The sequence below is a fragment of the Kitasatospora sp. NPDC023176 genome (assembly GCF_055560495.1).
This window is the reverse complement of the sequence record NZ_JBVHIP010000047.1, coordinates 14,502-37,269: the sequence shown is the minus strand read 5'-3', so window position 1 is coordinate 37,269 and position 22,768 is coordinate 14,502. Positions and strand designations below refer to the sequence as shown.

At 72.7% G+C, this 22,768-nt stretch carries 19 protein-coding genes; 9 read left to right on the top strand and 10 right to left on the bottom strand.

Going from position 1 to position 22,768, the window contains the following annotated elements:
- The first annotated feature begins 73 nt into the window (after positions 1–73).
- Positions 74–1,588, top strand: a complete 1,515-nt coding sequence (locus ACZ3YL_RS38000) for a hypothetical protein (RefSeq protein WP_465662055.1) — start codon at positions 74–76, stop codon at positions 1,586–1,588.
- On the opposite strand, the gene ACZ3YL_RS37995 is transcribed toward ACZ3YL_RS38000, so the two are convergent.
- From ACZ3YL_RS37995 to ACZ3YL_RS37985, 3 genes are all read right to left on the bottom strand, one after another.
- Positions 1,563–1,904: a winged helix-turn-helix domain-containing protein gene (locus ACZ3YL_RS37995; RefSeq protein WP_465662054.1), complete on the bottom strand. Its 342-nt coding sequence runs from the start codon at positions 1,902–1,904 to the stop codon at positions 1,563–1,565. The two genes, ACZ3YL_RS38000 and ACZ3YL_RS37995, sit on opposite strands and share 26 nt — an antisense overlap.
- Positions 1,905–2,383: 479 nt before the next feature.
- The gene (locus ACZ3YL_RS37990; RefSeq protein WP_188306205.1) at positions 2,384–2,740 is read right to left on the bottom strand and encodes a hypothetical protein; all 357 of its coding nucleotides are present in this window, start codon (positions 2,738–2,740) and stop codon (positions 2,384–2,386) included.
- Positions 2,741–2,755: 15 nt separating this feature from the next.
- Complete coding sequence (locus ACZ3YL_RS37985) at positions 2,756–4,000, bottom strand: helix-turn-helix domain-containing protein (protein WP_465662051.1); 1,245 nt, start codon at positions 3,998–4,000, stop codon at positions 2,756–2,758.
- A gap of 180 nt (positions 4,001–4,180) precedes the next feature.
- Between ACZ3YL_RS37985 and ACZ3YL_RS37980 the strand changes: the two genes are divergently transcribed.
- From ACZ3YL_RS37980 to ACZ3YL_RS37955, 6 genes are all read left to right on the top strand, one after another.
- Positions 4,181–4,621 (top strand): ATP-binding protein, encoded by a 441-nt coding sequence (locus ACZ3YL_RS37980; RefSeq protein WP_465662049.1) that lies wholly within the window; start codon positions 4,181–4,183, stop codon positions 4,619–4,621.
- A gap of 93 nt (positions 4,622–4,714) precedes the next feature.
- Positions 4,715–5,197 (top strand): flavoprotein, encoded by a 483-nt coding sequence (locus tag ACZ3YL_RS37975; RefSeq protein WP_188306202.1) that lies wholly within the window; start codon positions 4,715–4,717, stop codon positions 5,195–5,197.
- Between the two features lie 105 nt (positions 5,198–5,302).
- Positions 5,303–6,694 (top strand): NAD(P)/FAD-dependent oxidoreductase, encoded by a 1,392-nt coding sequence (locus ACZ3YL_RS37970; RefSeq protein WP_465662047.1) that lies wholly within the window; start codon positions 5,303–5,305, stop codon positions 6,692–6,694.
- Between the two features lie 435 nt (positions 6,695–7,129).
- The gene (locus ACZ3YL_RS37965; protein ID WP_188306200.1) at positions 7,130–7,441 is read left to right on the top strand and encodes a hypothetical protein; all 312 of its coding nucleotides are present in this window, start codon (positions 7,130–7,132) and stop codon (positions 7,439–7,441) included.
- Positions 7,438–8,037 (top strand): acyl-CoA thioesterase, encoded by a 600-nt coding sequence (locus tag ACZ3YL_RS37960; RefSeq protein ID WP_465662046.1) that lies wholly within the window; start codon positions 7,438–7,440, stop codon positions 8,035–8,037. The genes ACZ3YL_RS37965 and ACZ3YL_RS37960 overlap by 4 nt, the downstream gene beginning before the upstream one ends.
- 316 nt (positions 8,038–8,353) lie before the next feature.
- Complete coding sequence (locus ACZ3YL_RS37955; RefSeq protein ID WP_188306198.1) at positions 8,354–8,749, top strand: DUF2267 domain-containing protein; 396 nt, start codon at positions 8,354–8,356, stop codon at positions 8,747–8,749.
- A 53-nt stretch (positions 8,750–8,802) separates the two neighbouring features.
- Here ACZ3YL_RS37955 and manA read toward each other — a convergent pair whose 3' ends face one another.
- The 7 genes from manA to ACZ3YL_RS37920 all read right to left on the bottom strand — a co-directional run bounded on the left by manA (position 8,803) and on the right by ACZ3YL_RS37920 (position 18,742).
- Positions 8,803–10,053: a mannose-6-phosphate isomerase, class I gene (gene manA / locus ACZ3YL_RS37950; protein WP_465662045.1), complete on the bottom strand. Its 1,251-nt coding sequence runs from the start codon at positions 10,051–10,053 to the stop codon at positions 8,803–8,805.
- Between the two features lie 71 nt (positions 10,054–10,124).
- On the bottom strand, positions 10,125–11,054 hold the full coding sequence (locus ACZ3YL_RS37945) for an ROK family protein (protein ID WP_465662044.1): 930 nt from the start codon (positions 11,052–11,054) through the stop codon (positions 10,125–10,127).
- 79 nt (positions 11,055–11,133) lie between these two features.
- Complete coding sequence (locus tag ACZ3YL_RS37940) at positions 11,134–14,175, bottom strand: alpha-mannosidase (protein WP_188309335.1); 3,042 nt, start codon at positions 14,173–14,175, stop codon at positions 11,134–11,136.
- Between the two features lie 38 nt (positions 14,176–14,213).
- A complete protein-coding gene (locus ACZ3YL_RS37935) occupies positions 14,214–15,539 on the bottom strand; it encodes a glycoside hydrolase 5 family protein (protein WP_465662043.1) in 1,326 nt (441 codons plus the stop codon).
- A 41-nt stretch (positions 15,540–15,580) separates the two neighbouring features.
- Entirely contained in the window at positions 15,581–16,444 is an 864-nt protein-coding gene (locus ACZ3YL_RS37930; RefSeq protein ID WP_465662041.1) for a carbohydrate ABC transporter permease, read from the bottom strand.
- Between the two features lie 4 nt (positions 16,445–16,448).
- The gene (locus ACZ3YL_RS37925) at positions 16,449–17,321 is read right to left on the bottom strand and encodes a carbohydrate ABC transporter permease (RefSeq protein ID WP_188309337.1); all 873 of its coding nucleotides are present in this window, start codon (positions 17,319–17,321) and stop codon (positions 16,449–16,451) included.
- 131 nt (positions 17,322–17,452) lie between these two features.
- Entirely contained in the window at positions 17,453–18,742 is a 1,290-nt protein-coding gene (locus ACZ3YL_RS37920) for an ABC transporter substrate-binding protein (RefSeq protein ID WP_188309338.1), read from the bottom strand.
- A gap of 301 nt (positions 18,743–19,043) precedes the next feature.
- On the opposite strand from ACZ3YL_RS37920, the gene ACZ3YL_RS37915 reads away from it, so the two are divergent.
- Both ACZ3YL_RS37915 and ACZ3YL_RS37910 read left to right on the top strand, forming a co-directional pair.
- Entirely contained in the window at positions 19,044–20,078 is a 1,035-nt protein-coding gene (locus tag ACZ3YL_RS37915; RefSeq protein WP_188309339.1) for a LacI family DNA-binding transcriptional regulator, read from the top strand.
- A gap of 222 nt (positions 20,079–20,300) precedes the next feature.
- Positions 20,301–22,763 (top strand): endo-beta-N-acetylglucosaminidase, encoded by a 2,463-nt coding sequence (locus ACZ3YL_RS37910; protein WP_465662038.1) that lies wholly within the window; start codon positions 20,301–20,303, stop codon positions 22,761–22,763.
- The last annotated feature ends 5 nt before the right edge of the window (positions 22,764–22,768 follow it).

Genomic DNA, 22,768 nt, shown 5'->3' with positions numbered 1-22,768 from the left:
CGGCTGTTCGTGGCTAGACTCCCGGACCGTCGCGCGGTCGTCGCGTCCCGAATTCCAGTCCCACGGAGGAGTCTTGGCCTCGATCACCCTCGACGCCGAGCGCCGCGTCCGGGCCGACGCCGGACGCGTCCGGGCGGCGGCCGTGGAGGCGCTGCGCTCGCTCGGCTTCCAGGTCACCTCGGAGCTGGCCACCGTGGTGGAGGCCCGGCGCGGCTCGGCCGTCCGTTCCGCGATGCTGCTGCCCGACGAAGTCCCGCTCGCGGCGTGTCTGCGGTTCGCGGCCGGCCCGGCCGCCGCCGCCCCGCACACCACGATGTCCGTGCACCTGACCGACCGGGCCGTCTCGGTGGTCGCCCTGGGTGTGCAGTCCCCGTACGTGACGGCCTACCAGGGCGCGCTGTTCGCCCTCGACCAGGCACTGACCGGCCTCGATCCCGACGCGGCGGCCGGCTTCCCCCAGCCCCGCTGGTGGGCCCGCGCACCCCAGGCGGAGACCCTGGCCCGGCACCACCAGACCGGCCAGCGGGTGGTCGGCGGCGTGACCGCCCTCATCAACGAGCGGCTCTCCGGCGCCCCCCGGAGCGCCGGGCCGTCGCTGTGGGGCGGCGTCCAGGGCGTCGTCTTCCACTCCCGGGAGGGCGTCCTGGCCCTGGACCGGGCCGCTCTGGCCGGCCTGCTGGCGATCCCGGTGATGATGAGCAGCCGGCCGGACGGCGTACCGGATCAACTCGCCTCCGAAATAGCGCAGTTGGCCGCCACCGTGGAGGGGAGTCTGACGGCGGTCGGGGTCGGCGTGGTGGACGTGCGGGTCGGCAGCGAGCAGCGGGCGGCCTTCGAGTTCCTGTACCGCCAGTTCGGCATCCGCTCCCGGCTGCCGGTCCGGACCCTGTGCACCTGCCGGGACTGCCGCCAGACCAAGGTCGTCAACCTGGACCTCCAGCGGATGCGGGAACGGCGACGGCGGCTCAAGCTCATCACGACGGTCGTCCGCGCGGCCCACGGCAAGGACGGCGAGATCAATCCGTTCGCGATTTTCGGGGCGTTCTTCCAACAGGGCAAGGTCGAGCCCGACTTCATCTGCTCGCGCTGCGAGAGCACCGAGGCCGACGAGCACCCGGTGACCTTCTGCCCCGGGTGCGGCGACATGCGGACGGAGGGGGCGCTGATCACCTGCGGGGAGTGCGGGTACGACTTCGAGGCGCTGGTGGCGGGGCTGGCGGTATGGGGGGCGCCGCCGCCCCCGGCCCCGGTGCCGCCCGCGCCTCCGGTGCCGCCCGCGCCTCCGGTGGTGCCCCCGCCGCCGGTGGCACCACCTCGCCCGGCCTTCCCCGCGCCGCCCGCCGTCCCGCCGATGCCGGCCGCCGCCCCGGTAACGACGCCGCCGACCGCCCTGCCCGGCTTCGGCCCGCCGCCCGAAGGCTTCACCGCGCCGCCGTCCCCGACCTGCGGCATCTGCGGCGGCAGCTACCCGGTGCTGTGGTCCGTCCAGGTCCTCGACGGCGTCAACCCCCGGCCGCTGACCGTCTGCCGCACCTCCCCGCAGTGCTCACCGCCCTCGGTGGTCACCCCGGCGCGGCTGCCCTCCTGACGGGCGCCGCCGGCGGTGGATGCGCGGCACCGGCGCCGGCGCCGCGCAGCGGGACCAGGCGGTAGCCGATGCCGCGGACCGTCTCGATCTCGCACCGGGCCGCCGTACGGGCCAGCTTGCGGCGCAGCGCGGAGACGTACACCTCGACGATGTTGAGGTCGCCCCGGAAGGTGCTGTCCCAGACCGCGTCCAGGATCTCCCCCTTCGGGATCGCCTGGTCGGGCCGCCGGGCCAGGCACTCCAGCACACCGAACTCCTTGGCGGTCAGCCGCACCTGCTCGCCGCCCGCGGTGCAGCGCCGGGCCGCCGGGTCCACCCGGAGGCGACTTGGCCCACGAGCCGTCCTCGAAGAGCACCACGTACGCGGAGTCCTGATAGCCCTCGAACGGTGGCGGCCCCTTCCAGCCCAGGCCCGCCGTGACGGCCTGCTGCAACAGCGCCGCATCGCCCACCGCACGGGCCTCGGCAGCCGGCAGCCACTGCGCGCGCACCGCGTCGCTCACCCAGACCGTCGCCAGCCCGAACGCCAGCACCGAGGCCAGCGCGGAAGCGATCGCCGCCCGCATCCGGACGGAGAGCCGCCGCACCACCGAGTACACCCGGACCTCCCCGATCCCGCCGACGGCCGTCGCTGACGGACGGCGCACCACGGTCGCCATGCTCGCTCATCGCCCGGTCGACCTCACGGGCGGCCCCTGCGGTGCGCCGGGTGGTCCTGGCGGCGCCCGGTGGACGGACACCTTGGCCGTGGGCCCGCGCCTGCGGATGCCGCAGGCGCGGGCCGGGCTCGGGAGCTCAGAGGTGGCGTTCGATGGCCTCGAAGATGTCGGCGTCGGTCTGCTGCTGCCACTTCGGCAGGTCGTCCCAGTCGGCGGTGTAGCCGGGCTTGGGGTCGTCGATGTGCCTGTGGATCTGGGCGATCCAGCAGAGGGCGACGAAGCGGCCCTTCTGCTCCCGGCTGAGCTTGGCGGTGCCGCCGCCGCTGACCGTGACGAAGTCGCGGACCTGCCCGAACACGGCTGCGGCGGACTGCCGTTCCCATGCGGGGGTGTCGTCCCAGGGCGCGACGTAGCCGGGCTTGGGCTCGCCCGGGAAGTGCTTGCGCACCCCGGCGATCCAGGCCTCGCGGAAGATCCGGCCATCCTCGGTCATGTGGGATTCCTTTCGTCAGGCAGCCTGCTGGAGCGTTGAGATGTGGTCATGAAGCTCTGCGATCCGGGCGTCCTTCATCAGAGGTGCGAGATGTGGCTTGAGCCCGTCTAGCTTCTTTGCGATGTAGCCGGATCCGGTCTCGTCGGCGAGAGCCATGGACGCCGCACTCAAGTGGACGACCTGGTCGATGTCGCCGCAATGCGCGCTGAGGGCGGCGAGTTCAGCCAGGACGGCGCCGCGACGTCGCGGCGAGAGACCGATCTCCAGCGCGCTACGCAAGGACTGCTCGGCAAGGTCCGGTCGGCCGAGGGCGAGGTAGCAGGTGCCGCGTTCCTCGGCGAGCCGGGTGCCGTCGAACCGCAACCAGCCACCGTTCTGCATCGGGCCGGTCAGATCGCGCACCTGCTCTGCCTCTGCCAGCGCCCGGTCGCAGGATTCCAGTTGCCCGAGGCCGGCGTAGGCCTGGGCTTGGACGGCGGCGACCCAGTGACGGGTGGAGAGTTGATCGTCCCCTCGCCGAGCGATTCGCGACGCTGCGGCGAGGATCGGTTCGGCGATGGCGAATCGACGCTCGGAGAGTTCGATGTAGGCGTGACGAGTCAATGCGCAGGCCCAGAGGTCGTGCTTCGATGCTTCGCGGGCGGCGGCTGCGGCGAGGGTGTAGCACTGCGCGGCGTCCGTGTACCGATTGGCGTCGAAGAGGATCTCACCGGCGAGTTGATAGAGGTCTCCCGCCAGCCCGCAGAGCTGCTTCCGCTCGTCGCCGGAACTGACTGAGCGGAGCCCGGCTGCGAGAACTCCCAGCTGGCGTCGCACCAGAGGGTAGATCGCCTGCTTGTTCCGGGATGCCGAGAAAACCTGCCAAAGATGTGCGTTCACCAGGTCATCGGCGTCGGGGGATGGAACGGAAGCTGCTGATGCGGTCGTGCTCTCACCAGAGGCGAGCGTGATCAAGGCCCCCGTCGCCGCAAGTAGCCCGAGGACCTCGCGTCTCTTCATGTCGTCACTCTCGTCGATGGGCGTGGGGACCGTCGGGCGAATTGGTGCCTTGGGCAGCGGATTCAGGAATCCGTCCAGCTCCGAGGTGGTGACCTTGAGGAGCGCTGCAAGCTTCAGCCTCTGTTGAGGTTGGGGGTCGGCGTGGCCGCACTCCCAGCGGGTGACAGTGGAAGTGGCGCCCCCGAGATCGGCAGCGAGCCTTTCCTGACTGTAGCCCAGCTCCCGGCGCCTTCGAGCGAACAGATCGCGCTTGCTGCTCATCCGTCCCCGTTCCACGAACGTCATCGTTCCCAGCCGTGCACCTGCGACGCCTGGGAAACGCCTGGAAAGTGCCGCAGGTCTGCTCTGGTCGACGGTAACGCATTGTCGTTCACTGGTCACGCGCTGCTTTGGTCGGTGGTCTGAGGGCCGTCTCCCGCAGCGCTTCGGTTCGAGATTCCGATGGCCGAGGGGCTGTTGTCGATGACGAGTGGGCTTCTGATTGACGAGCGGGTGTCGAGGCCGGCGACCGTGATGCTGCCGTACCGGCCGGAGTCGGCCGGGAAGGCCCGTCGGATGGTGCGGGAGAAGCTGGAGGAGTGGGGGCTGCTGGATCTCGTTGACGCCGCTGAGCTGATCATCAGCGAGCTGGTCGCCAATGCGGTGAGGACGGGGTGTCTGACTCGGATGACCGTCACGATCCGGCGGGTCACGGACCGGACGGTGCGGTTGGCGGTGCGGGACGGGGCCCGTGCGCTGCCCGTGGTGATGGTGGCTCGTGAGGATGAGGAGTGTCATCGGGGGATGGCTCTGATCGACCAGCTGACGGGCGGGCGGTGGGGAGCCACCGTCGAAGCCTTCGGGAAGACCGTTCATGCGGATCTCGTGGTGCCTCGATCGTGAGTGAGGGATGCGGGATCACCGGTCCGGTGCGGGGGTGGCTAGCGTGGAGGGCCTGATGGTCGGCGTGGTGGTGGTGAGAGGGGAGTTCGGGGAATGCCGATGCTCTACGTGGTCGTGTGTGCGGCGGGGGTTGCGGGTGGGGTGGGGGAGTTGATCTCCGCTGCGCAGGGGCGGGGGTGGGAGGTCGGGGTGGTGGCGACTCCGCTGGCGATGGGGTTCGTCGACGCCGGCGCGATCGAGGCGCAGACGGGGTATCCGATCCGTTCCGCGTGGCGGAGGCCGGGGGATCCTCGGCCGTTGCCGGATCCGGATGCCCTCGTGGTCTCGCCCGCCACGTTCAACACGATCAACAAGTGGAGTGCCGGGATCTCGGACACGCTCGCGTTGGGGATCCTGTGCGAGTCGTACGGGTGGGGGATTCCGGTGGCCGTGCAGCCGTGCCTGAGCGCCGCGCAGGCGGCGCATCCGGCGTACGGGGAGAGCCTGACCAGGCTGCGGCGGATGGGTGTGCGGGTCGCGGAGTTCGTGCCCGGATCGTACGACTGGGCGCGGGTGTTGGAGCTGCTGGAGGTCTGACAGGGTGGCTGGTCCGGTGGCCGGATCCTGGCAGTGTGCGGGTGTTCTGTGGTGAGCGGCCCGGAGTAGCGTCCGGGCAGGTCGGCGACGGTGTGGGAGGTTCCGGTGGTGGCGGTCAACGGTGGGGTGTCGTTCTGGTACGCGGCGGACGGGGTTCCGCAGCCGGGGCCCGCTCTGCCGGGGGACCGGGACGTGGATGTGTGCGTGGTCGGCGGCGGGTACACCGGGCTGTGGACGGCCTACTACCTGAAGAAGGCCGAACCCTCCCTGCGGATCGCCCTGTTGGAGCGCCGGTTCTGTGGCTACGGCGCCTCGGGGCGCAACGGCGGGTGGTTGTACAACGGCTTCGCGGGGCGTGGCGCCTTCGCGAGGACGTACGGGCTCGGCAGCGCGGTGGCGATGCAGCGGGTGATGGACGAGTCGGTCGGGGAGGTCGTCGAGACGGCGGCCGCCGAGCGGATCGACGCGGACATCGTGCCCGGCGGCGTGCTCGAAGTAGCGCGGAGCAGACCGCAGTTGGAGCGGCTGCGGGCGTACGTGGAGGCCGAGCGCGGCTACGGCGACGGCCGGGTGGAGCGGCTCGGCGCGAAGGAGGCGGCGGAGCGGATCGGCGTCGCGGGCACCCTCGGCGGTGCCTGGTCCCCGTACGGTGCCCGGATCCAGCCGGCGAAGCTCGCCCGGGGCCTGGCCAGGGTGGTGCGGGGCTTGGGAGTCGAGGTGTACGAGTCCACTCCGGTCGGCGCGATCCTGCCGGGCGGCGGCCGGCGCCGACCGCGTGCCGTCACCCCGTACGGCACCGTGACCGCCGGGCAAGTGCTGCGCGCCACCGAGGGGTTCACCGCCGGGCTGCGCGGGGAGCGGCGCACCTGGCTGCCGATGAACTCGGCGATGGTGGCCACCGAGCCGTTGCCCGCCGAGTTCTGGGCGGAGGTCGGCTGGCAGGGCCGGGAGGTGCTGGGGGATTTCGCGCACGCGTACATGTACGCCCAGCGGACCGCCGACGACCGGATCGCGCTGGGCGGGCGCGGGGTGCCGTACCGCTTCGGCTCGCGGACGGACTCGGACGGCGGCACCCAGGTGGAGACCGTGCGCCAGCTGCGCCGGATCCTGGACCGGTTCTTCCCGGGCGCCGCGCGGGCCCGGATCGACCACGCCTGGGCCGGTGTGCTGGGCGTCCCCCGGGACTGGTGCGCGACGGTCGAGCTGGACCGGGCGAGCGGGCTCGGCTGGGCGGGCGGGTACGTCGGCAGCGGGGTGACCACCACCAACCTGGCCGGCCGCACCCTGCGTGACCTGGTGCTGGGGCGGGACACCGAGCTGACCGGGCTGCCCTGGGTGGGCCACTCGGTGCGGCGCTGGGAGCCGGAGCCGCTGCGCTGGCTGGGGGTGCGGGCGATGTACGCCGCGTACCACGCCGCCGACCGGCAGGAGGCGGCCGGGCGGGCCACCACCTCGCCGATCGCCCGGGTGGCGGACCTGGTGTCCGGGCGGCACTGACGCTCCGCGCGGGACCGGGACCGGGATTGGGACCGGGACCGGGACCGGGACCGCGGCCGGGAGCTGGAACGGGAGCGGCTCCGGGGCGCGGCGGCCATCGACCTCGCGCCCGTGCCGGCGGAGCCGGGCCGGTTCTGGCTGAGCACCCCGCGCGGCGGTGGCTGGTAGCAGATCTGTGACGGACGGTAGTCGATCTTGCTCGGCGGGTCGGCGATACCACCCGTTCTGCTTACCGCGTTCGGCTGATGGGGCATATTGTGTACCCCCGCAAACTACTCCGATGGAAGTCAGTTTCCCGTCGCCGTCCGGAAACCATCTGCGGACCCGCGCCGACTGGGATAGCGTCGAAGCCGTCGGGGGGCCGACACCGATCAGGGTGTATTCGAACGTCAGCTACCGGGCCGTAAACGGCCCGAATTGGTCCTGGAGAAAAGCATGCGGAATTCCCCGGAGGAAATCCGGTCGGACGCCATCGACGATCTGCAGCTCGCGGTCGACTCGTTGGCGGCCTTTCCGGCCCGGAACGCGGCCGGCGCGGCGGATGTCACCGAACGGCTCGCCGCAGTCGCCGAACTCTGCCGGTCGGTCGACATGATGCTCGACAGCCTGGTCGTCCAGGCGGCCGCCGAGGCCGCCGAGGAGGGCTGGACGGCGGCCCGGATGGCGGCCGAACAGTCCGGCTACTATGCCAGGTTGCAGCGGGCGCTGCTCCCCACCGGCGCCGGCGCCGGGCTGACGCAGCAGTGAGCGCGCCGCACTCGGGCGCGCACGTGCTGTCCTGCCCCACCAGGTGGAGCGACGTCGACGAGAACGGGCACATCAACAACGCCCGGCTGGTCGGCTACATCCAGGAGGGGATTCACGACCTGTTCCGCCACCACGTGACCGCCGTCCGGCAATCGCTGTTCCCGTCGGGATTCATTATCGCCCGGCATGAAATCGATTACCTGGAACAGTTGCACCACCGCCCCGAGCCTTTGTCGGTGCGGCTGACGGTGGAGCACCTCGGGCGGAGTTCCGCGCACGTCGAGGTGAATGTCTGCCGCGATCCGCTCACATTTATGCGGGCGCGGACCGTGGTGGTCGCGCGGGACCGGGAATCCGGGCGTTCGCGCAAACTCAGCCAGAACGAGCGGCGCTTTCTGTCGGCGTTTATGTCGGTCTCGGCGGCCGGAGCGGCCTCGGACACGGGGCGTGGCGACGGCCGGGCCGCTGCCGCGGCCTCCGCCGCCGTCGCAGCCGCGAAGTCGACGGCGCCGGCGCAGCGGGTGCCGGCCCGGTTCGGTGGCGGGTTGGGCTCGCCGCGGGGCCCGCGCCGGCGGTGCCGTACCTCGGCGGGCTGACCCCCGCCGACTGCGTGGGCTCCCGTGCCGGTGACGGCGCGGGCCGGCGGCGTGATCGACAACGGCGTCGATCCGTCGGTCCGGCCTCCAGCCTCCCGCACCCCCTCCCCCCGCCTCCCCGCTCGGCATCCGTCGTCAAGGTTCCGTTCGGGACCGGGCCCCGCCCGCACCGACGGGCATCGCCCCGGCCGGACCGCAGTACCCTGAGCAGCACGGGAACCGGTACGTCCCCCGGCGGTCACGGGCTGCGATGAGGCAGGCCCGCGGAGCCTCGCCGCCGGCCCGGCCCGGTCCCGCAGGCCGGAAGGAGGACGCGATGACGATTTCCTGGGAGGACTTCCTCGCCCGCGTCGTGGAGCGCGGCGAGTACCGGGGCGCGGCGGAGGCGGACCACGCCGCCCGGGTCGTGCTCGGCCTGCTGGGCGAGCACCTGGTGGGCGCGGAGCGGATGGAACTCGCCGACGCGCTGCCCGGGACGTACGCCTCGCTGCTCCGGGACACCGGACCGGCCGCCGAGCCGCTGACCGCCGAGCGCTTCGTGGAGGCCGTGGTGGGCTGGATCGACGGCGCGACCACGGCGACGGCGCAGTGGGACATCGGGGCGGTGCTGAGCACCCTGACCGACCTCGTCCCCGGGGAAATGATCGACCGGGTGATCGAGCAGCTGCCGGACGGCTACGACCTGCTGTTCGGCCATCCGCTGCCCGCCTGAGCAGCGGATCGGGCTTCGGCCACCCGCTGCCCGCCTGGGCGGCGCATCGGGCTTCAGCGGCCCGTGGTGGCCCGGAACAGCTCCGCGCCCGAGCCGGTGAGTTCGACCGGTCCGGCGCCCGGGGGCAGGTAGGCGGAGGCGCCCCGGGGCAGGTCCAGGCCGGGGTGTCCGGGGGCGTGCAGCCGGGCGTGGCCCGCGACGCAGAGCAGGATCTGCGGGGTGGGCAGCTCGACGCGGACGGGGGTGACCGGCGGGCGGAGCCGGGAGAGGCGGAACTCCTCGGCGGGGGAGGGGAATTCGGCTTCCACGCCGCTCAGTGGGCGGGCGGTGAGGAGGACCGGCTCGGCGGCGCGGAAGGACGTGACGGCCAGCAGTCCGTCCACGTCGACGTGCTTGGTGGTGAGTCCGCAGCGCAGCACGTTGTCCGAGTTGGCCATCAACTCCACGCCCGTGCCCCGGAGATAGGCGTGCGGCACCCCGGCGTCCAGGTACAGCGCCTGCCCGGCGCGGAGTCGGACGTGGTTGAGCAGCAGCGCGGCGAGCAGCCCGCGGTCGCCGGGGTACTCCTCGGCCAGCCGGGCGTAGGCGGCGCAGGTCTGCGCGTAGGGGCCGTCGGAGGCCGCCGTGCGGCGCAAGGCCTCGGTGACGGAGGCGAGTTGGGGATCCTCGGAGAGCCGGCGCCGGTCGGCGGGTCGGGAAGCGTCGGCGGGTTCGGGAGCGTTGGCGGGTCGGGGAGCTTCGGCCGTCAGTGCCTCCCGGAGCAGGACGGGCAGGGCCTCGGCGGCGGGCCGCTCGCGCAGGGTGGCGGACCAGGGGGCGAGTACGCCGAGGGCGTCCAGCAGCCGGGCGGTGCCGGCCGGCCGGCGGAAGCCGCAGAGGGCCTCGAAGTCGCTGAGTGCGCAGAGCAGTTCGGGTTTGTGGGAGCGGTCCTTGAACACCCGCTCCGGGGCGGCCGGTGGGATGCCCCGGGCCTGCTCGTCGGCGTACCCGGCCTCGGCCTGGGCGCGGGTCGGGTGGACTTGGAGGGAGAGCGCCCGGTCGGCGGCCAGCACCTTGAACAGGAACGGCAGCGCCGGGCCGAACCGCCGTACGGTGGCGGGCCCGAGCAGGCCGTCCGGGTCGGCGGCGATCAGCGCGTCGAGCGGTCGGCCGGCCGCCCGGGACGGGGCGCAGGGGTGGGCGCCCATCCACAGCTCGGCCTGCGGGGTGCCGTCGGGTGCGCTGCCGGTGAGGGCGGGGATGGCGGTGGGGGAGCCCCAGGGGTAGTGGCGGACCGGGTTGTGGAGCAGGGCGTAGGGCGGCATGCCGTGGTCTCCGAGGAGGGCGGTCTGGGCGGTCAGGGTGGGTCAGGGCGGGTCAGGGCGGGCCAGGGCGGTCAGCGGCAGAGCGCGGCGGCGCCGATCAGCCCGGCGTCGGTGCCGAGTTCGGCGCGGCGCACGTCCAGGCCGCGGACGTAGGACAGGGCGGCGTAGCGGTCCAGGTGGCGGGCGAGCGGGGCGAACAGCACCTCCCCGGCGGTGGCGACGCCGCCGCCGACCACCACCCGCTGGAGGTCGACCAGGGCGGCGGTGGCGGCGATCCCGGCGGCCAACGCCTGGGCGCCCCGGTCGAAGGCGGCCAGCGCGACCGGGTCGCCCGCGGCGGCGGAGGTGGCCACGGCGCGGGCGGTGCGGTCCTCGCCGGGCGGGCGCCAGCCGTCGGCGAGCGCCCGGCGGGCGATCGCGGTGCCGCTGGCCAGGCCCTCCAGGCAGCCGCGGGAGCCGCACGGGCAGGGCTCGCCGTCCAGTTCGACGGTGATGTGGCCGAGGTGTCCGGCGTTGCCGCTGGGGCCGGGCCGGACGGCGCCGTCCAGCACCAGCCCGGCGCCGACGCCGGTGGACACCACCAGGCAGAGCGCGTTGTCGGCGCCCCGGGCCGCGCCCTGCCAGTGCTCGGCGGCGGCCATCGCGACGCCGTCGCCCGCCAGCCGGACCGGACGGCCGGCCACCGCCGGGTGCGCGGCGACCTCGGCGACCAGCGGGAAGCCGCGCCAGCCGGGGATGTTGACCGGGCTGACGGTGCCGCCGGCGAGGTCGACCGGTCCCGCGCTGCCGATGCCGACGGCCGTCACGGCGGCCCACTCGGGGGTGCCGGCGAGCTGGTCCAGTACCTTGTGGACGACGGCGAGTACGGCCGCGCCCGGCTCCCGCGCCGGGGTGGGCAGCTGGAGCCGGTGCCGCAGCCGGCCGTCGTCGTCGACCAGCGCCCCGGCGATCTTGGTGCCGCCGATGTCGACGGCGGCGAACAGCGGGGCGGTGGGCGGCATGGCGGGCTCCAGGGGTCGCGGGGGCGGCGCCCCGGGCCGCGCGGGGCCAGGGCGCCTGTGGGGCTTCACGGTACGTCGGTCAGCGGGCCGCGCTGAGCCGCAGGGTGACCAGCTCGAACGGCCGCAGCGCCAGCCGGACCGCGCCCTCCGCCACCGTCACCTCGCCACGGGTGCCGTCCCAGGGCCGTTCCAGCAGGTCGCAGGGGACGGCGCCGCCCAGCGGGAAGGACGTGGAGAGCCGGCCGCGGGCCCGGCCGCCGCCCGCCTCGTAGACCCGGACGATCAGGTCGCCGCTGCGGTCGTCGGCGAGCTTGACGGCGCTGACCACCAGGGCGTCGTTGTCGACCTCGACCAGCGGGGCGACGTGCTCGGCGCTGCCGGTGACCCGCCGCTCGGGCAGGCCGATCCGGTAGCCCTCGCGGACGGCGTCGCCGATCGCCGCGCCCGGGACGAGCGCGTGCCGGAAGCGGTGCAGGCCCTGGTCGGTCTTCGGGTCGGGGAAGCGCGGGGCGCGCAGCAGTGAGAAGCGGACGGTCGTGGTGGTGCCGCCGTCGGCCGGGCGCACGGTGCGGGTGACGTCGTGGCCGTAGGTGGAGGCGGTGACCAGGGCCACGCCCCAGCCGGGCTCGTCCAGGTGGACGAAGCGGTGGTTGCAGGCCTCGAACTTGGCGGCGTCCCAGCTGGTGTTGGTGTGGGTGGGCCGGTAGAGGTGGCCGAACTGGGTCTCGGCGGCGTAGCGCTCGGTGTGGACGTCCAGCGGGAAGGCGGCCTTGAGGAACTTCTCGGTCTCGTGCCAGTCGACCTCGGTGTCGATGTCGAGGCGCTGCTCGCCCGCGCCCAGGGTGAGGGTCTGGACGACGGTGGAGGAGCCGAAGGAGCGGGCGATCCGGACTTCGGCCCGGTCGTCGGTGGCGGAGGCGGTCAGCGAGTCCACGCCGGTCAGGTCGGTGACGGTGTTGCGGTAGAACTGGTCGACGTCCCAGGCGTCCCACATGTTGGGGAAGTCCGGGTGCAACTGCAGCAGGTTGGCCCGGCTGCCGGGGGCCACGCTCTCCCGGCCGCTCGCCGTCTCCACCACCGAGGCGATCAGGCCGTCGGCGTCGACCACCACCTCCAGCAGGCCGTTGCGCAGGGTGAAGCCGCCGCCGTCGAGCGGGGTCACCGTGCAGGCCGGGCCGTCCGTGGCGGCGACGGCCGCCCCGCCCGCCGGGACGGCCGAACGCGGGTGCGGCGCGCCGTTGAACACCAGCTCGCGCCCGCCCTCCGCCGCCCCGGCAAGCGCCTGCTGGGCCGCGCCGATCAGGGCCTCCAGCTCCTGGGCCAGCGCCGCGTAGGTGGCCTCGGCCTCGCGGTGCACCCAGGCGATCGAGGAGCCGGGAAGGATGTCATGGAACTGGTGCAGCAGCACCGTCTTCCAGATCCGGTCCAGCTGCTCGTACGGGTACTCGGCGCCGGTGCGCAACGCGGCGGTGGCGCACCAGAGTTCGGCCTCGCGCAGCAGGTTCTCGCTGCGCCGGTTGCCCTGCTTGGTCCTCGCCTGGCTGGTCAGGGTGGCCCGGTGCAGCTCCAGGTACAGCTCGCCGACCCAGACCGGCGGGTTCGGGTACTCGGCCTCGGCCTTGGCGAAGAACTCGGCGGGGTTCTCCCAGCGGACGGTGGCCGAGCCCTCCAAGTCCCGCAGGCGGGCCGCCTTGGCGACCATCTCGCGGGTCGTGCCGCCGCCGCCGTCACCCCAGCCGGTCGGCGCGATCGAGTGCCGGGCCACCCCCTTGTCCTTGAAGTTCCGTGCCGCGTGGGCGATTTCGCTGCCCTTCATGGAGCAGTTGTAGGTGTCCACGGGCGGGAAGTGGGTGAAGATGCGGGTCCCGTCGATGCCCTCCCAGAGGAAGGTGTGGTGCGGGAACTTGTTGACCTGGCTCCAGGAGATCTTCTGGGTCAGCAGCCACTTGGAGCCGGCGTTGCGGATGATCTGCGGCAGGCCGCCGGTGAAGCCGAAGGTGTCCGGCAGCCAGGCCTCGTGGTTCTCGATCCCGAACTCCTCCAGGAAGAAGCGCTTGCCGTGGACGAACTGACGGGCCATCGCCTCCGAGCCGGGCATGTTGGTGTCGGACTCGACCCACATGCCGCCGGCCGGGACGAACCGCCCCTCGGCCACCGCCTTGCGCACCCGGGCGTACACCTCGGGGCGGTGCTCCTTGATCCAGGCGTACTGCTGCGCCTGGGACATGGTGTAGCGGAACTCCGGCTCGTCCTCCAGCAGGGCGGTCATGTTGGCGGTGGTGCGGGCCACCTTGCGCACCGTCTCGCGCAGCGGCCACAGCCAGGCGGAGTCGATGTGGGCGTGGCCGATCGCGCTGATCCGGTGCGCGGACGGCGCGGCGGGCGCTGCCAGGACGGCCGTCAGCTGCGAACGGGCCTCGGCGGCCGTCCCGTTGACGTCCTGGAGGTCGATCGCGTCCAGGCAGCGCTCGACCGCGCGCAGCACCTCCCAACGGCGGGCGCCGTCCACCGGCAGCTCGGCCATCAGCTCGCCGAGCACCTCCAGGTCCAGCGACAGCTGCCAGACGGTGTCGTCGAAGACCGCGAGGTCCATCCGGGCCAGCTGGTACTGGGGCTGGTCGCCGGCCGTCTCCTTGTCGCCCAACTCGGTGGGAAGGAAGGGGTGGTAGTCCAGGATGACCGGGTTGGCGGCAGCCTCGACGTGCAGCAGCACCTGTTCGCCGCCGGCCGCCGGGGTGGCGATCCGCACCCACTGGTTGCGCGGGTTGAGGCCCTTCACCGGGCTGCCGTCCGGGCGGTAGACCAGGCCCTCGCACTGGAAGCCGGGCATGTTGGCGTCGAAGCCGAGGTCGATCAGCGCCTCGACCGTCCGGCCGGCCCAGGCCTCGGGCACGGTGCCGGACACGGTCAGCCAACTGGTGCCCCAGGGCGCGCCCCAGGCGTCGCCGACCGCGATCGGGGTGCGCGGCGCGGCCAGGCCCTCGGCGACCGGGACGGGCTCGCCGGGGGCGGTCCAGATGCCGACCTCCAGCGGGACGGACTCGGGGTAGACGGCGGGGAGGATGCGCTCCTCCAGGACGCGCTTGAGGCGGGACTCGACGAGGGTGCGGTCATCGTGCATGTCGGCAGGCTCCGTTGCGTGGCGAGGGACAGCGCTGGCTAGAGAGAACGTACGTCGGAGGGGTGGACCACCTCGGTGATGCCGCGCGCGGCCAGGTGCGCGCGGTCCCCGGCGCGTTCGGCGAGCACGGTGGTCGGCCGGGCGCCGGCCTCGGCGAGGCGCATGAAGGCCTCGTACACCGGGCCGCCGGGGCCGCAGTCCGCGCGACGGGGGGAGGTGACCTCGTCGCCGGTGCCGACCACCACGGCGGTGCTGCGCGGTTTGGGCGGCTGCCAGCCGCGGCGGGCCTCGGCGGCGGCCTCGGCGAGCCGGGCGCCGGCCGGTTTGACGCTCCGGTCGGTCGTCAACAGGCCGAGGCTGTACTCCAGTTCGGGGAAGTCGGCGAGCGAGCGGTCCACGTCGTGGGAGCACCACCAGGTGACGCCCCAGACGTCCGGGCAGTCCAGCACGGCCTCGACGGTGGCGCCGGTGAACCGGGCCGCGTCCCCGGCGGTGATGTGCGGGGCGGGCGCGCCGACCTCCTGCAGCCAGACCGGGCGGGCCGGGTCCTCGGCCCAGGCCTTGGACAGCTCGACCAGGTACGCGGCGTGCTGGGCGGTGGCGGTGGAGTGGGCGCCGTAGCGCTGGGCGGTGCCGTTGAACACCCAGGAGTGCACGGCGGTGGCGGCGCCGAGGCGGGCCGAGTGCCAGGGGGTGAACGGGTGCCCGTCCAGGTACCAGGCCGCGTCGTAGGAGGCGTGCAGGTGCAGTCGGCCGGGCGCGCCCTGCTCGCAGGCGGCGAGCATCCGGCGCAGCCAGGCCTCGGCCTCGGCCGGGGTGATGCGGTCCGGGTCGGGGTGCGGGGCGCCGGAGAACTGGTTGATCTCGTTGCCGAGCGTCATCCCGAGGAAGTTCGGCCGCTCGCGCAGCGCCCCGGCGAGGGTGCGCAGGTAGGCCGCCTGGCCGTCGAGGACCTCGGGGTCGGTGAAGAGGTTGCGGCGGTGCCAGGTCTGGGTCCAGGACGGCAGGAAGTCGAAGCTCGACAGGTGGCCCTGGAGGCCGTCCACCGCGACGTCCAGGCCGCGTTCGCCGGCCGCGTCCACCAGGGCCGTCAGCTGCTCGACGGCGCGCGGGCGGATCAGGGTGCGGTTGGGCTGGAACAGCGGCCAGAGCGGGAAGACCCGGACGTGGTCCAGGCCGAGGGCGGCGATGGAGTCGAAGTCGGCGCGCACGGCGTCCAGGTCGAAGTCGAGCCAGTGGTGGAACCAGCCGGAGCTGGGGGTGTAGTTGACGCCGAAGCGCGGAGCCTGCGGGGCGGTGCTCGCGGGGGCGGTCGCAGGGGTGGTGGCGGTGGTGGTCGCGGGGGTGGTCGCGGGGGTGGTCACGGTGGGCTTCCTCAACTCGTGTGGGCCGTAGGGGAAATGGGCTATCCCTTGACGGCTCCCTCCTCGACGCCCTTGAAGAAGAAGCGCTGGCAGACGGCGAACACCACGACGATCGGCAGGAAGGCGATCATGGTGCCGGCGGCGATCAGCCGGGGGTTGGCGGAGAAGGTGCCGTTGAGGTACTGGAGCCCGACGGTCAGGGTGTACTTCTGCGGGTCGTTGAGCACGATCAGCGGCCAGAGGAAGTCGTCCCAGGCGCCGATGAAGGTGAAGATGACGATCACGCTGAGCATGCCGCGCGCGTTCGGCAGGCCGATGTGCCACAGCCGCTGCCAGACGTTGGCGCCGTCCACCAGCGCGGCCTGGTCCAGTTCGAGCGGTACGGCGGCGAAGGCGGTGCGCATCAGCAGCACGTTGAGCATGGCGATCGCCCCGGGCAGGGCGACGCCGGCCAGGCTGTCGGCCAGGCCGAGGCCGCGCACCAGCACGTACTGGGAGACGATGGTGACCTCGCCGGGCAGCACCAGGGTGGCCAGGAAGAGGCCGAGGACGAGCCTGGCGCCGCGGAAGCGAAGCCGGGCCAGGGCGAAGCCGGCCAGGGTGCAGCCGACCACGTTGCCGGTGATGCAGACGGCGGCGACGATCAGCGAGTTGAGGGCGTACGTCCACACCGGGATGGTGTCGGCGACCTTGCCGAAGTTGCCGAGGGTCGGCTGCTCGGGCAGGAAGGCCGGGGTGCGGGTGTAGACGTCCTCGGCGGGGCCCTTGAGGGCGGTGGACAGCTGCCACAGGAAGGGGCCGATGACCAGCAGCAGGACGAGCAGCAGGAGCAGGTAGCGGGCGGCGGTCCGGGCGGGGGACGGCGAGTTGAAGCCGCGGGCCGGCTTCGGGTGGAGGGTGGTCACGGGCTCAGGCCGCCTTCCGGTTCAGCCGCATCAGGAACAGCATCGGGCCGAGGGTGATGACGAACAGCAGCAGGCTCAGCGCGGAGGCGTAGCCCAGGTGGCCGTTGAAGCCGCGGCTGTACATCTGGATCAGCATCACCACCGACATGTCGCGGCCACCGGGGCCGCCCTGTCCGTTGGAGAGTACGTACAGCTCGGAGAAGACGCGCAGGGAACTCACCGAGATCAGCGCGGAGATCAGCACCATGGTCGGACGCACCCCGGGCAGGGTGACGTGCCAGAAGCGGCGCAGCGGGCTCGCGCCGTCCACGGCCGCCGCCTCGTGCAGCTCGCGCGGGACGTTGGCGAGCGCGGACAGGTAGATGACCATGTAGTAGCCCAGGCCCTTCCAGACGGTCAGGGCGATCGCGCTGAACAGCAGCAGCCAGCGGTCGGTGAGGAAGGAGACCGGGGAGTCCGCCAGACCGCTCTGCTGGAGCAGGCCGTTGACCAGGCCCCGGTCGTCCAGCACCCAGCCCCAGACCAGCGCCACCACGACGGCGGAGGCGATCACCGGGGTGTAGAAGGCGGTGCGGAAGAAGGTGATGCCGGGGATCCGGCGCTGGACGAGCAGGGCGAGCAGCAGCGGCAGGACGGTCAGCAGGGGGAGGCAGACCAGCATGAAGACGATGCTGTTGAGCAGGGCGTCGGCGAGCTGGGCGTCGTCCAGCAGCCGGCCGTAGTTCTCCAGGCCGGTGAAGTGCCCGCCGCCGATGGGCTTGGCGTTGGTGAAGGAGAGGATCACCGTGTTGACGGCCGGCCAGAGGTTGAAGACGGCCAGCCAGAGTATCGCGGGGCCGGCGAGCAGCCAGGGGGTGAACCAACGCCGGTGGGTCATGCGGGTGCCTTCCTGGGGCTGGGCCCTGGCCTTCCGGGGACCGGGGCGGTGCAGGTGATTCCCGGGGGCGGCGGGTGGGGGACCGCCGCCTCGCCGGTACGGGTTCGCTACGGGCTCCGGGCGTGGTGGGGTCAGCCCTTGAGCAGCTTGTCGCACTGCTCGACGGCGGTGTCCAGCGCCTGCTTGGAGCTGGTCTGGCCGCTGATGGCGAGGGCGAACTGCTGCTTGACGATGGTGCCCATCGCGTCGTCCACCTCGACCGGCTGGATCAGCTGGGCCTTGGCGAGCGAGTTGAAGGCCATCACCTTGGCGTCGCCCGCGTTGCTGCCGTCGCTCTTGCTGAAGAACGGGTCGTTCGCGGAGGCCTTGGTGGACGGGAAGACGCTGGTCAGGTGGGCGAAGGCGGCCTGGTTCTCGGGGCTGGTGACCCAGCGGGCGAGGGCGACCGCGGCGGCCGGGTTCTTGGTGTTCTTGGGGATGGACAGGCCCTGGACGTACAGCGGCGGGGTGCCCATCGCGGGGGAGGGGACGACCTTCGGCGCGAGGGTGGGGTTGTCGGTGGCGAGGCTGGTGATGAAGTTGCCGCCGCCGGTGGTCCAGGCCGCGGTGCCGGCGCTGAACAGCTTGGAGTTGCCGGCGTAGGTGTCGGTGAGCACCCCGTTCGGCATCAGGCCGTCCTTGAAGGCGTCGCGGTACTTGTCGAGCAGCGCGGCGGCCTCGGGGGTGTTGAAGGTGAAGGACTTGCCGTCGTCGGCCAGGATCTTCACGCCGATGTTGTAGAGGTCGCCGAGGCCCGGCTTGCGGCTCATCAGATAGGTCTGGCCGCCGGACTTCTCCTTCATCACCCGGGCCTGGGCGATGAGTTCGTCCAGGTTGGCCGGGGGCTTCGCCGGGTCCAGCCCGTTCTTGCCGAGGAGGTCCGAACTCCAGTAGTTCACATCGGTGTTGAGGTACCAGGGGTAGCCGAAGGTGCCCTGGTACCCGTGGTAGCGGTAGGCGTCCACGCCGCCGGCCACGTACTCGTCGGCGAGCTTGGGGTCGGCCTTGGCCACGTCCAGCAGGACGTCCTTCCTGGCGAGCGGGAAGGCGAAGTCCGGCGGGAGGTTGACCACGTCGGGCAGGGTGCCGGAGGCGGCCTGGCTGAGCACCTTGTCGGCGTAGCCCTCGCCGGGCTGGTCCAGCCAGTCGACCTCGACGCCCGGGTACTTCTTCTTGAAGCCGTCGATCACGCCCTGCATGTAGTCGGTGAACTTGGGCTTGAGCGACCAGGTCTGGATCGAGACCTTGCCCTTGACCTCGCCGGTGGCGGCCGCACTCGCCACGCTGTCGCTGTTCTTGGTGTCTCCGGAGCCGAGTCCGCAGCCGGTGAGGGCCGCCGCGGTGAGGGCCGTCGTGGTCAGTGCCGCCCAGATTCTTCGCATGAGGGTCTCCCGGTCCTGGGGGTGGGTGGGGGATCGCGCCGGGCTCGGGGCTGTGCACCGGGGGTGGTGCACCGGGGGTGGTGCACCGGGGGTGGTGCACCGGGGGTGGTGCACCGGGCGTGGTGTACCGGGCGTGGTGTACCGGTGGTGGTGCGTCCGGGGTGGGTGACCGCGCCGAGCTCGGGGTTTGCGTGTTCTTGGGTTGTGTCGGGTTTCGGAACCTGACTAACTAAACCGGTCTAGCTCTGGCAGGGACTATGCTCCCGCCTAAACTTGGCTGTCAAGAGAGGAGTCGGGTTCCGTGGGCAGACCGACGATCGCCGACATCGCGCGCCAGGCCGGTGTCTCCAAGGGCGCGGTCTCCTTCGCGCTCAACGGCCGCCCGGGTGTCAGCGAGGCGACCAGGGACCGCATCCTGCGGGTCGCCGAGGAGATGAACTGGCGCCCGCACAGCGCCGCCCGGGCCCTCGGCGGGGCCCGGTCCGACGCGGTCGGCCTGGTGATCGCCCGCCCCGCCCGCACCATCGGCGTCGAGCCGTTCTTCAGCCAACTGCTCTCCGGCCTCCAGGCGGTGCTCTCGGCCAGCTCGGTCGCCCTGCACCTGATGGTGGTCGAGGACACCGCCGCCGAGATCGAGGTCTACCGGCGGTGGGCCTCCGAGCACCGGGTGGACGGCTTCATCGTGGTGGACCTCCAGGTCAGGGACCCGCGACTGCCGGTGCTGGACGAACTCGGGCTGCCCGCCGTCGTACTGGGCGGGCCCGGCAAGGGCGGCAACCAGCTGCGGATCTGGGCCGACGACCGGGAGGCGATGCTCTCCATCGTCGACTACCTGGCCGCCATCGGGCACCGCCGGATCGCCCACCTCGCCGGGCTGCCGCACTTCCAGCACACCCAGCGCCGGATCCGCGCGCTGCGTGACGCCTCGCGCCGGCTCGGCCTGGAGGAGGCCGTGTCGGTGCCCACCGACTTCAGCGACGCCGAGGGCGCGGCGGCCACCCGCACCCTGCTCTCCCGGCCCCGACGGCCCACCGCGATCGTCTACGACAGCGACGTGATGGCCGTCGCCGGGCTCGGCGTGGCCGGAGAGATGGGCGTCGCGGTGCCCGGGGAGCTGTCCATCGTCTCGTTCGACGACTCGGTGCTCGCCCGGATCGTCCACCCGCCGCTGACCGCGCTCAGCCGCGACACCTTCGCGCTCGGCGAGCAGGTCGCCCGCAGCCTGCTGGAGGCGGTGGACGGCGCGGGGGCCGGGCGGGACCTGCAGATGCCGACGCCCCGGCTGACGGTACGGGAGTCGACCTCGCCGCCGGCGGGTGCGTCCCAGGGCGGGTAGCTCGGTCGAGTGGTTGCTGCGCGGGCCGTTGACAGTCGTTCTGAACCGGTTTAGCCTCGCTGCGCCGAGCGGGCTCCGCCCTGGGCGCGTACCGGCCCCGCCCGCCCGCCCGGCTGCTCGTTGCGCCTCCCCCGCTCGGTACCGGCACCTCCGCATGCAGCCGGGCCCCCGTCCCTGACGGCGGGCCCGCCCCCACCCCCTCCGCTCGATCGGAGCCACCGCATGTCACGACGCCTCCCCCTGCTGCTCAGCGCCGCGCTCGCGACGGCCGCGCTGGCGGCCACGCTGACGGCCGCCCCCTCGGCCGGGGCCGCACCGAGACCGGCCCCGGCGCCCGCCGCCGCTCCCACCGGTTCGGGCAGCCAGCCGTACGCCTCGTACTGGTACCCCAGCTCGATCCTCACCTGGGACCCGGCCACCGACCCGGACGCCCGGTTCAACCGCTCCCGCGTCCCGCTCCAGCCGCGCACCAGCGACCCGGCCCTGGCCGCGAACCCCAACGCCCGCGCGGGCGAAGGGAAGATCGCCTCGCTGGTCTCCTTCGGCCCCACCTCCAACAACCCCTCCCAGGGCTCCGCCGACCCCAACTACTACGCCTTCGGCTACTGGCAGTACGTCGACAAGCTGGTGTTCTGGGGCGGCTCGGCCGGCGAGGGCCTGATCCTCGCGCCGAACCCGACCGTGATCGACGCCGCCCACCGCAACGGCGTCAAGGTCTACGGCACCGTCTTCTTCCCGCCCGCCGCGTACGGCGGCCGGCTCCAGTGGGTGCGCGACTTCGTCCAGAAGTCCGGCGGCCGCTACCCCGTCGCCGACAAGCTGGCCCAGGCCGCGAAGTACTACGGATTCGACGGCTGGTTCATCAACCAGGAGACCGGCGGCGGCGACCAGGCCCTCGCGGGCGACGTGCGCGACCTGATGCAGTACACCAAGGCGCAGAGCGACACCGAGTTCATGTGGTACGACGCGATGACCACCTCCGGCGCGGTCGACTGGCAGAACGCCCTCACCTCCGCCAACTCGCCGTTCCTCCAGGACGGTCCGAAGCGCACCGCGGACTCGATGTTCCTCAACTTCGGCTGGACGCCCGGCGGTCTGGACGCCTCCCGCACCCTGGCCCGGCAACTCGGCCGCAGCGAGTACGAGTTGTACTCCGGCATCGACACCGAGGCGAACGGCTACAACACCTCCGTCGACTGGAACACCCTCTTCCCGTCCGGGCAGCCGCACACCACCTCGCTCGGCCTCTACCGCCCCGAGTGGACCTGGAAGTCCGCCACCGACCGGGCCGACTTCTACGCCAAGGACGCCCGCTACTGGGTCGGCGCCGACAACGACCCGTCCCGCACCGACCTCTCCAGCAGCTGGCCCGGCCTGGCCGGCTACGTCGCCGAGTCCTCGCCGATCACCGCCAAGCCCTTCGTCACCAACTTCGACACCGGCCAGGGCGACTTCTACAACGCGGCCGGCACCCGGGTCGCCACTGGCGGCTGGAACAACCTCTCGTTGCAGGACGTCCCGCCGACGTACCGCTGGGTGGTCGACTCCAGTGGCAGCAAGCTCAGTCCGTCGGTCGACTTCACCGACGCCTACCAGGGCGGCTCCTCGCTGCGGCTGACCGGCACCCTGGACTCCACCAACACCGTGCGGCTGTACCAGACCAGCCTGCCGGTCGCCGCGAACACCAAGCTGGACCTGGTGGTCAAGACCCCGGCCGCCGGCCCGACCAAGCTCAAGGCCGCGGTCTCCTTCACCGACACCCCGGGCAGCTTCACCACCGTGGACGTCGGGGGCAACTCCGGTACCGGCTGGGAGCGGCACACCCTCGACCTCTCCCGGTACGCGGGCCGGACGATCTCCCAGCTCGCGCTTCAGGTCGACGGTTCGGATCCGGCGTACGACCTTCGGGTCGGTCAAGTCGCCCTCTACGACGGGTCGGTGAAGGCCCCGGCCGCGCCGAGCGCACTGACCGTCCTCGGCGCCAGCGACGTGACGGCCGGTGCCAGCCAGTCGCTGCGGCTCTCCTGGACGGCGGCGCCCGGCGGCAACGTCCACCACTACGAGGTGTACCGGCGCAACGCGGACGGCAGCCGCACCTTCCTGGGGGCCACGCCCAACGACGCGTACTTCGTCGGGCGGCTCGACCGGGCCGGCACCGAGACCGGCACCACCCTGGACGTCGAGGCGGTGTCGACCACCTACGGCCGCTCCGATGTCGCGTCCACCACGGTGAGTTGGGACGGCTCCCCGCCGTCGACCTCGACCGACCTGGCGCTGAGGCGCCCGGCCACCGCCTCCGGCCAGTGCAACGCCGACGAGGGCCCGGCCAAGGCCGTCAACGGCAGCGTCAGCGGCGGGACCAGCGACAAGTGGTGCACCCTGACGGCCGCCAAGTGGCTTGAGGTGGACCTCGGTTCGGCCAAGAAGCTGAACAGGTTCGTGGTCCAGCACGCCCAGGCGGGCGGCGAGAGCGCCGCGTACAACACCCGGGACTTCACCATCCAGGTGCGCTCCAGGACCACCGACCCGTGGACGACGGTCGCCAACGTCACCGGCAACACGGCGGGCACCACCACCCACCCGGTGGACACCACCGCCCGCTACGTCCGGCTGGCCATCACCAAGCCCACCCAGAACAGCGATCCGGCCGCCCGCATCTACGAGTTCGAGGCCTGGGGTCAGTAGGCCTC

What these genes read in the sequence shown, in the direction of transcription:
- ACZ3YL_RS37990 (WP_188306205.1), bottom strand. Translation starts at nt 2,740, where the DNA reads ATGACCGAGGATGGCCGGATCTTCCGCGAGGCCTGGATCGCCGGGGTG.
- ACZ3YL_RS37985 (WP_465662051.1), bottom strand. Translation starts at nt 4,000, where the DNA reads ATGAGCAGCAAGCGCGATCTGTTCGCTCGAAGGCGCCGGGAGCTGGGC.
- ACZ3YL_RS37980 (WP_465662049.1), top strand. Translation starts at nt 4,181, where the DNA reads ATGGCCGAGGGGCTGTTGTCGATGACGAGTGGGCTTCTGATTGACGAG.
- ACZ3YL_RS37975 (WP_188306202.1), top strand. Translation starts at nt 4,715, where the DNA reads ATGCCGATGCTCTACGTGGTCGTGTGTGCGGCGGGGGTTGCGGGTGGG.
- ACZ3YL_RS37965 (WP_188306200.1), top strand. Translation starts at nt 7,130, where the DNA reads ATGCGGAATTCCCCGGAGGAAATCCGGTCGGACGCCATCGACGATCTG.
- ACZ3YL_RS37955 (WP_188306198.1), top strand. Translation starts at nt 8,354, where the DNA reads ATGACGATTTCCTGGGAGGACTTCCTCGCCCGCGTCGTGGAGCGCGGC.
- manA (WP_465662045.1), bottom strand. Translation starts at nt 10,053, where the DNA reads ATGCCGCCCTACGCCCTGCTCCACAACCCGGTCCGCCACTACCCCTGG.
- ACZ3YL_RS37945 (WP_465662044.1), bottom strand. Translation starts at nt 11,054, where the DNA reads ATGCCGCCCACCGCCCCGCTGTTCGCCGCCGTCGACATCGGCGGCACC.
- ACZ3YL_RS37940 (WP_188309335.1), bottom strand. Translation starts at nt 14,175, where the DNA reads ATGCACGATGACCGCACCCTCGTCGAGTCCCGCCTCAAGCGCGTCCTG.
- ACZ3YL_RS37925 (WP_188309337.1), bottom strand. Translation starts at nt 17,321, where the DNA reads ATGACCCACCGGCGTTGGTTCACCCCCTGGCTGCTCGCCGGCCCCGCG.
- ACZ3YL_RS37920 (WP_188309338.1), bottom strand. Translation starts at nt 18,742, where the DNA reads ATGCGAAGAATCTGGGCGGCACTGACCACGACGGCCCTCACCGCGGCG.
- ACZ3YL_RS37910 (WP_465662038.1), top strand. Translation starts at nt 20,301, where the DNA reads ATGTCACGACGCCTCCCCCTGCTGCTCAGCGCCGCGCTCGCGACGGCC.